Annotated in this window: 6 protein-coding genes; 1 reads left to right on the forward strand and 5 read right to left on the reverse strand. The window is 71.3% G+C overall.

Features of this window, described 5'->3' with window-relative positions:
- Positions 1-8: 8 nt before the first annotated feature.
- The 3 genes from AB0B01_RS16340 to panB all read right to left on the reverse strand — a co-directional run bounded on the left by AB0B01_RS16340 (position 9) and on the right by panB (position 2,959).
- Positions 9-866 (reverse strand): ABC transporter permease, encoded by an 858-nt coding sequence (locus AB0B01_RS16340; RefSeq protein ID WP_361718559.1) that lies wholly within the window; start codon positions 864-866, stop codon positions 9-11.
- Positions 863-1,897: an ATP-binding cassette domain-containing protein gene (locus AB0B01_RS16345; RefSeq protein WP_361718562.1), complete on the reverse strand. Its 1,035-nt coding sequence runs from the start codon at positions 1,895-1,897 to the stop codon at positions 863-865. The genes AB0B01_RS16340 and AB0B01_RS16345 overlap by 4 nt, the downstream gene beginning before the upstream one ends.
- Positions 1,898-2,098: 201 nt before the next feature.
- Entirely contained in the window at positions 2,099-2,959 is an 861-nt protein-coding gene (gene panB, locus AB0B01_RS16350; protein WP_361718565.1) for a 3-methyl-2-oxobutanoate hydroxymethyltransferase, read from the reverse strand.
- Positions 2,960-3,299: 340 nt separating this feature from the next.
- Here panB and AB0B01_RS16355 point away from each other — a divergent pair, with 340 nt between their 5' ends.
- A complete protein-coding gene (locus tag AB0B01_RS16355) occupies positions 3,300-4,322 on the forward strand; it encodes an endonuclease/exonuclease/phosphatase family protein (RefSeq protein ID WP_361718568.1) in 1,023 nt (340 codons plus the stop codon).
- Between the two features lie 71 nt (positions 4,323-4,393).
- On the opposite strand, the gene AB0B01_RS16360 is transcribed toward AB0B01_RS16355, so the two are convergent.
- Positions 4,394-6,148 (reverse strand): NAD+ synthase, encoded by a 1,755-nt coding sequence (locus tag AB0B01_RS16360; protein WP_361718571.1) that lies wholly within the window; start codon positions 6,146-6,148, stop codon positions 4,394-4,396.
- A gap of 85 nt (positions 6,149-6,233) precedes the next feature.
- A partial coding sequence (locus AB0B01_RS16365; RefSeq protein ID WP_361718574.1) for a DUF4190 domain-containing protein occupies positions 6,234-7,235 on the reverse strand: 1,002 nt, incomplete at its 5' end.

A 7,235-nucleotide genomic window follows, 5' to 3' on the forward strand; every position in this document is an offset into this window, starting at 1 on the left:
CGCCCGGATCAGGTCTTCTGGCGGAACTTGCGCACCGCGAGCGGCATGGTGACCACCGTGATGGCGAGCGACCAGGCCAGGGTCACCCACACCGCGTGGGCGACGGGACCGCCGTTGATCAGGCCGCGCGCCGCGTCGGCCAGGTTGGACAGCGGGTTGTAGTCGGTGAAGGTCTGCAGCCAGCCGGGCATCGTCGACGGCGGGGCGAAGATCGAGCTGCCGAACTGCAGCGGCATCAGGACCAGCATCGCCATGCCCTGGACGGCCTGCGCCGTCTTCATCGTCAGGCCGAGCAGGATGAAGATCCACATCAGCGAGGCGCCGAAGACGGCGGACAGGCCGATGGAGAGCAACAGGTCGAGCACCGAGGTCTTGATCGACAGGCCGAGCATGAAGCCCACGGTGAGCAGGATCGCGATGGCGACCATCATCCGGCCGAGCTCGACGACGATCTTGGCGAGGAGCACCGACGACCGGGCGATCGGCATGGACCGGAAGCGGTCCATCACGCCCTTCTTGAAGTCGTCGTTGACCCCGGTGCCGACCCCCATCGCGATGTTCATGCCCATCATCGCCATCAGGCCCGGGACCACGTAGTTGACGTACGCCTCCTGCTGGCCCTTGCCCGAGATCGCGCCGCCGAAGACGAACACGAACAGCAGCGTGAAGATGATCGGCATGAACAGGACGTCGAACATCGACTCGGGGTCCTGCTTGATCTGGAGGGTGTTGCGGCGCACCAGGGCGCCGATGTGGCGCAGGTTGCCCCGCAGCCCGATCCGGCCGTCGTCGGGCAGGGCGGCCGCCGCGGCGGCGGCCGGGACGGCCGGGGAGGCGGTGGGGTCGGTGGTGGTGACGGTGCTCATGCCGCGACCTCCTCGGTCTTCTCGGTGGGAACGGACTCGGGCGCCGCGGTGGGCTTCTGGCCCGTGATGGCCAGGAACACCTCGTCCAGGCTGGGCAGGTACGTGCCGAGGTCGGCGATCGCATATCCGAGGGCCGCCAACAGGCCGATCACGGCGGTCAGCTGCTCGTCACTCAGGATCGGGACCAGCAGCACGCCCTCGTCCGGGACGGCCTGCGAGCCGGCCACGCCGTCGAGCCCGGTCTCCGCCAGCGCCCGGGCCATGCCCGGCAGGTCGGAGGCGGCGACGGGGCGGATCCGCAGCGTCCGGCCGCCGACCCGGGCCTTCAGCTCGTCGACCTTGCCCTTGGCGATGACCTTGCCCTTGTCGATGACCGTGAGCTCGCTCGCGAGCTGCTCGGCCTCCTCCATGTACTGGGTGGTGAGCAGGACGGTGGCGCCCTCGGCGACCATCCGCTGCACCTCGTCCCACACCTCGTTGCGGGTGCGGGGGTCGAGGCCGGTGGTCGGTTCGTCCAGGTAGAGGACGGCCGGGCGGCCGATCATGGAGGCGGCCAGGTCGAGCCGGCGGCGCATACCGCCGGAGTACTGCATCGCGGCCTTCTTGGCTGCCTCGGTGAGCGAGAACCGCTCCAGCAGCTCGTCGGCGCGGGACCGGGCGTCCTTGCGGGACAGGTCCAGCAGACGGCCGATCATGTAGAGGTTCTCCCAGCCGGACAGCTTCTCGTCGACCGAGGCGTACTGGCCGGTGAGGCCTATCGTCCGGCGCAGCTGCCGCGGCTGGCGGACCACGTCGTACCCGGCGACCACGGCGGTCCCCGCGTCCGGGACGATCAGGGTGGACAGGCAGCGGACGAGGGTGGTCTTTCCGGCGCCGTTGGGGCCGAGGACTCCGAGGACCGTGCCCTCCCGGACGTCCAGGTCGACACCGTCCAGGGCCTTGGTCTCGCCGTAGTGCTTGACCAGCCCCCGCACCTCCACGGCGTGCGGGCCGCTCAGGGGATTCTTGTCGTTTCGCGTCATGTCCACCATGGGACCAGCCGTCACCGACAAAGCGCCGACAGCCGACCGACACCCGACCGACAGTCCACCGACGGTCGACCGACACGCGACCGGACCCCCGACCGACAGCCGACGAGCAGGCACACGAGAGCCCGCCGACGTGTTGTCGACGGGCTCTCGCTCAGGCCCATGGGCCCGGGGGGCCGGGCCTGGTGGCAACGGTGCCCTTGCCTAGTGGAAGGCGTGCTCCTCCTGCGGGAACGTTCCGCCGACCACGTCCTGCGCGAACGCCTTCGCGGCATCGCCCATGGTCGCGCGGAGGTTGGCGTACTGCTTGACGAACCGCGGCAGCTTGCCGCCGGTCAGGCCCATCATGTCGGTCCACACCAGCACCTGCGCGTCGCACTCGGCGCCCGCGCCGATGCCGACCGTCGGGATGTGCAGGGACCGGGTGACCTCGGCGGCCAGCTCGGCCGGGACGAGTTCGAGCACCACCGCGAACGCACCCGCGTCCTGCGCCGCCTTCGCGTCGCGCAGCAGCTGGTGCGCGGCCTCGTCGCCCCGGCCCTGCACCCGGTAGCCCATGGCGTTGACCGACTGCGGGGTCAGGCCCAGGTGGGACATGACGGGGATGCCGGCCTGCACGATCAGCTCGGTCTGGTGCAGCGAGCGCTCGCCGCCCTCCAGCTTCACCGCTCCGACCCCGGCCTCCTTGACGAGGCGGGTGGCGCTGCGCAGCGCCTGTACGGCGCCCTCCTGGTACGACCCGAACGGCAGGTCGCCGATGACCAGCGCCCGGCGGGTGCCCCGTACGACGGCCGCCGACAGCAGGGTCATCTCGTCCATGGTCACGGGGACGGTGTTCTCGTAGCCGAGGTGGCAGTTGCCCATCGAGTCCCCGACGAGGATCACCGGGATGCCGGCCTCGTCGAAGACGGACGCGGTCATCGCGTCGTAGGCGGTGAGCATGGGCCACTTCTCGCCGCGCTCCTTGGCGAGCCCCAGGTCGCGGACGGTGATGCGACGGGTGCCCGTGCCTCCGTACAGGGTGGGGGAGGCGGCCTCGCGGGCAGGCGAAACGGCATGCGTCATTGCAAACGCTCCTTGATGTCATCTCGAGGCGCCCTCACGGCGTCCCCGGACTCACCCACCATGGTTGCACCTGTGCGGCCCCCCGCGAAAGTGGCGCGAAGACCGGTACGTCACACTCCCGGCCCACACCAGCGCCCCTCCTGGCCCACTCAGGATCCCCGCCCGGCCGCCCCGGCGCGCGCCGGGGCCAATGTGCGCGTTTCGTGACAAGCGGAACCCCGGCCGCATGGCCGTTCGTCCTCCCGGACGTACGGCCGGAAGAACGGCACGGAACGCTGCGCCGATCGCCTAGGGTCAAGAGGCGGGGACGCAGCGCAAGCACGGCAGCGAGGGCAGTGGCATGGCACAGGCGTACATGACGGAGACGGGGAACGGCGGCTCGGAGCCCGAGGCCTCCGGATCCCGCTTCCGCCGCCGGCTCGCCGAGCTGCGCCGCGACCCGGGCATCTGGCGGCGCGGCATCGTCACCGCCGCCCTGGCCGCACTGCTCTCACTGATCATGATCTTCCACGCGGAGCTGCCCAACGACATCGGCAACCTCGGCAGCCTCACCGAGACCTTCCTGCCCTGGCTGGGCCTGGCCGTCCCGCTGCTCCTGGCGGCGGCGGTGGTCCGCAAGTCCGCGACCGCCCTGATCGCGATACTGCTGACTGCCGCCGTCTGGGTGAACCTGTTCGGTGGTCTGGTCACCGACAAGTCCGGCTCCGGCGGCAACCTGATGGTCGCCACGCACAACGTCGACGCCGACAACCCCGACCCGCGGGGCACCGCCCAGGCGGTCGCGCGGTCCGGGGCCGACGTGCTGGCCCTGACCGAGCTCAAGGGGAGCGCCGTCCCCGTCTACGAGAAGGCCCTGGAGGGGACGTACAAGTACCACTCGGTCGAGGGCACGGTCGGCGTGTGGAGCAAGTACCCGCTGGCCTCCAGCCGGCCCGTCGACATCAAGATGGGCTGGACCCGGGCGATGCGGGTCACCGTGCACACCCCCTTCGGCGACCTCGCCGCCTTCGTGGCCCACCTGCCGTCCGTCCGGGTCAAGTTGAACGCCGGCTTCACCGCCAACCAGCGGGACAACAGCGCCGACGCGCTGGGCGCCGCCCTCGCCGCCGAACCGCTGAAGAAGGTCATCCTGCTCGGCGACCTCAACGGCACCATGAACGACCGGTCCCTGTCCGAGATCACCTCGCAGGTCCGCTCCACCCAGGGCGCGGCGGGCGACGGCTTCGGCTTCAGCTGGCCCGCCCAGTTCCCGATGGCCCGGATCGACCAGATCCTCGTCCGCGGGGTCCGGCCGGAGGCCTCCTGGACCCTCCCGCGCACCGGCAGCGACCACCTGCCGCTCGCCGCGCGGCTGACGGTGTAGCAGCTGCTGCCGCCGCTGCCCCGTGCCCCGTGCCCCGTGCCCGCAGGCGGGAGCCCGGTGCAGCGTGCCGGCTAGGCGTGCTCGCGCCAGCCGTTCGTGATGGGCAGCCGGCGGTCCTTGCCGAAGCCCTTCGCAGAGATCTTCGTGCCCGGCGGGTACTGGCGCCGCTTGTACTCCGCCGTGTCCACCATCCGCAGCGTCCTGGCCACCAGTTCGCGGTCGAAACCGGCCGCGACGATCTCCTCGATGCCCTGGTCGCGGTCCACGTACATCGAGAGGATCGCGTCCAGCACCGGGTAGTCCGGCAGTGAATCCGTGTCCACCTGGCCGGGGCGCAGCTCGGCGCTCGGCGGCTTCACGATGGAGTTCTCCGGGATCGGCGGGGTCTCGCCCCGTTCGGCCGCGGCCCGGTTGCGGTACTGCGCCAGCCGGAAGACGTCCGACTTGTAGACGTCCTTGATGGGGCCGTACGCGCCCACCGAGTCGCCGTAGAGGGTGGAGTAGCCGACGGCCAGCTCCGACTTGTTGCCCGGGGCCAGCACGATGTGGCCCTCCTGGTTGGACACCGCCATCAGCATGGTGCCGCGCAGCCGCGACTGGAGGTTCTCCTCGGCCAGACCGGTCAGCCCCAGCGAGCCCATGTACGCGTCGAACATCGGCTCGATCGGCACGGTCCGGAAGTTCAGCCCGGTCCGCTCCGCCAGCTCGGCCGCGTCCCCCTTGGAGTGGTCCGAGGAGTACTTGGACGGCATCGAGATGCCGTGGACGTTCTGCGCGCCGATCGCGTCGCAGGCGATGGCGGCCACGAGCGCGGAGTCGATCCCGCCGGAGAGCCCGATCAGGACGGACCGGAACCCGTTCTTCTTGACGTACGCGCGCAGGCCCACCACCAGCGCGTCGTAGACCTCCTCGTCGTCGTCCAGGCGCTCGGCGTACCCGCCGGGGACCACCGGCTCGTACGGCTCCACCGGCTCCTGCGAGAGGACCACGCGCTCGATCCGCAGACCGTCGTCGACGATCCCCTCGGGGGCGTCGGCGCGCGCGGCCGGCAGGTCGAGGTCGATCAGGACGCAGCCCTCGGAGAACTGCGGGGCACGCGCGATGACCTCGCCGGCGGGGTCGACGACGATGGAGTCGCCGTCGAAGACCAGCTCGTCCTGACCGCCGATCATGGCCACGTACGCCAGGGTGCAGCCGGCCTCCTGGGCCCGCTTGCGGACCAGTTCGAGGCGTACGTCGTCCTTGTTGCGCTCGTACGGGGAGGCGTTGACGGAGATCAGCAGCCCGGCCCCGGCGGAGCGGGTGGCCGGGACCCGGCCGCCCTCCTGCCAGAGGTCCTCGCAGATGGCCAGGGCCACGTCGATCCCGCGGACCCGGATCACCGGCTGCGTGTCGCCCTGCACGAAGTAGCGGAACTCGTCGAACACACCGTAGTTGGGCAGGTGGTGCTTGGCGAAGCGGAGGACGACCTGCCCGCCGTACAGGACGGCGGCCGCGTTCTCGGGGGCGCCGGCGGGGCGGCCGAGCCGGGGCGCGGCCTTTTCGGAGCGGTCGAGGTAGCCGACGATGACCGGCAGTTCGCCGAACCCTTCGGCCGCCAGCCGCTCCGCGAGCTCACGCAGCGCCCTACGGGAGGCTTCGACGAAGGAGCTGCGCAGGGCGAGGTCCTCGACGGGGTACCCGGTCAGCATCATCTCCGGGAACGCCACGAGGTGGGCGCCCTGCTCGGCGGAGTGCCGGGTCCAGTGCACGACCGAGTCGGCGTTGGCGGCGATGTTGCCGACGTGCGAGTCGATCTGATTCAGAGCGAGACGAAGTTGAGGCACGACCCCAGTCTAATCGTCTTTCTGACGCGATGTCCTGGGACCGTGCCTTTCCGCGCTGCGCGGCTTTCCCGGATGTCCGGCCGGATCAGCCGATCGGGCCGCTGAACTTGGCGTTCGGCAGCCGCGTTCCGGGGGAGATGTCGGCGGTGAGCCTGCCGGTGCCCTCGGGGACCTCGAAGGCCACGACCCCGCTGGCCGATTCGCCGGGCAGGATGTCGCCCTTGATCGTCTTCGGGAGCTCGCCGTCGAAGACGAGCTTGGCGGTCATGCGCTGTTCGTCGCGGACGTTGGGCACGGCGTAGATGACGTTGTGGGACTCCGTGGAGTTGTTGGTGATGGTGATCGTCATCTGCACCGCGTTGCCGACCTCCAGGTAGCGGTTCTTCGTCACGTACTTCTTCGGCACGGACAGCGTCACCTTGATGCCGTTGGGGTACGTGTACGTCTCGCCGAACGGCAGCGGGGCCGTCATCCCGGGGACCTGCGAGGGCGAGGGCTTCGGCGCGGGCGGGGCCGGGGTGGCGTCGCCGAAGTCCTCGTCGTCCTCGCCGGGGTCCCCCCACTCCTCCTCGTGGACGCGGTGCTGTGCGCGCTCGGAGGCCCGGTCGAGGACGACGCCGGTGAGGACGAACCCGCCGATCGAGGCGCCGATGCCGAGGACGCCGAGGGCGGTTCCGGTGATGGCCATCGCCTGGCGGCCGGCGCCGTTGGAGGCGCGGACGATGGCGCCGATGCCGAGGCCGGCGGCGGTCAGGGCGAGGAGGCCGCCCATGAAGAAGAAGAACGGGAGCAGACCGCCGATCACGCCGGCGATGCCGGTGACGAGGGCGGCGACGGCGAGCCCGTTGGCGGCCGGGACCGGGACGCCCCACGGGCCCGCGCCGTAGCCGGCCCCCCACACGGGGGCGGGCGGTACGGGCCCGCCGGGCGCGCCCGGAGCGCCGTGCACCCCGTGCGGGAAGCCGGCCTGCGGCGCGGTGGCCTGCGGCGCGGGAGCGGGCGGGGCGAACGCGGGCTCGGGGGCGGGAGCCGGTGCGGGCTGCGCGGTGGAGGCTGCGGAGGGCTCCGGAGCGGGCGCGGGCTCGGG

It is taken from the genome of Streptomyces sp. NPDC044571 (assembly GCF_040647115.1).
In the GTDB taxonomy this organism is placed as follows: domain Bacteria; phylum Actinomycetota; class Actinomycetes; order Streptomycetales; family Streptomycetaceae; genus Streptomyces.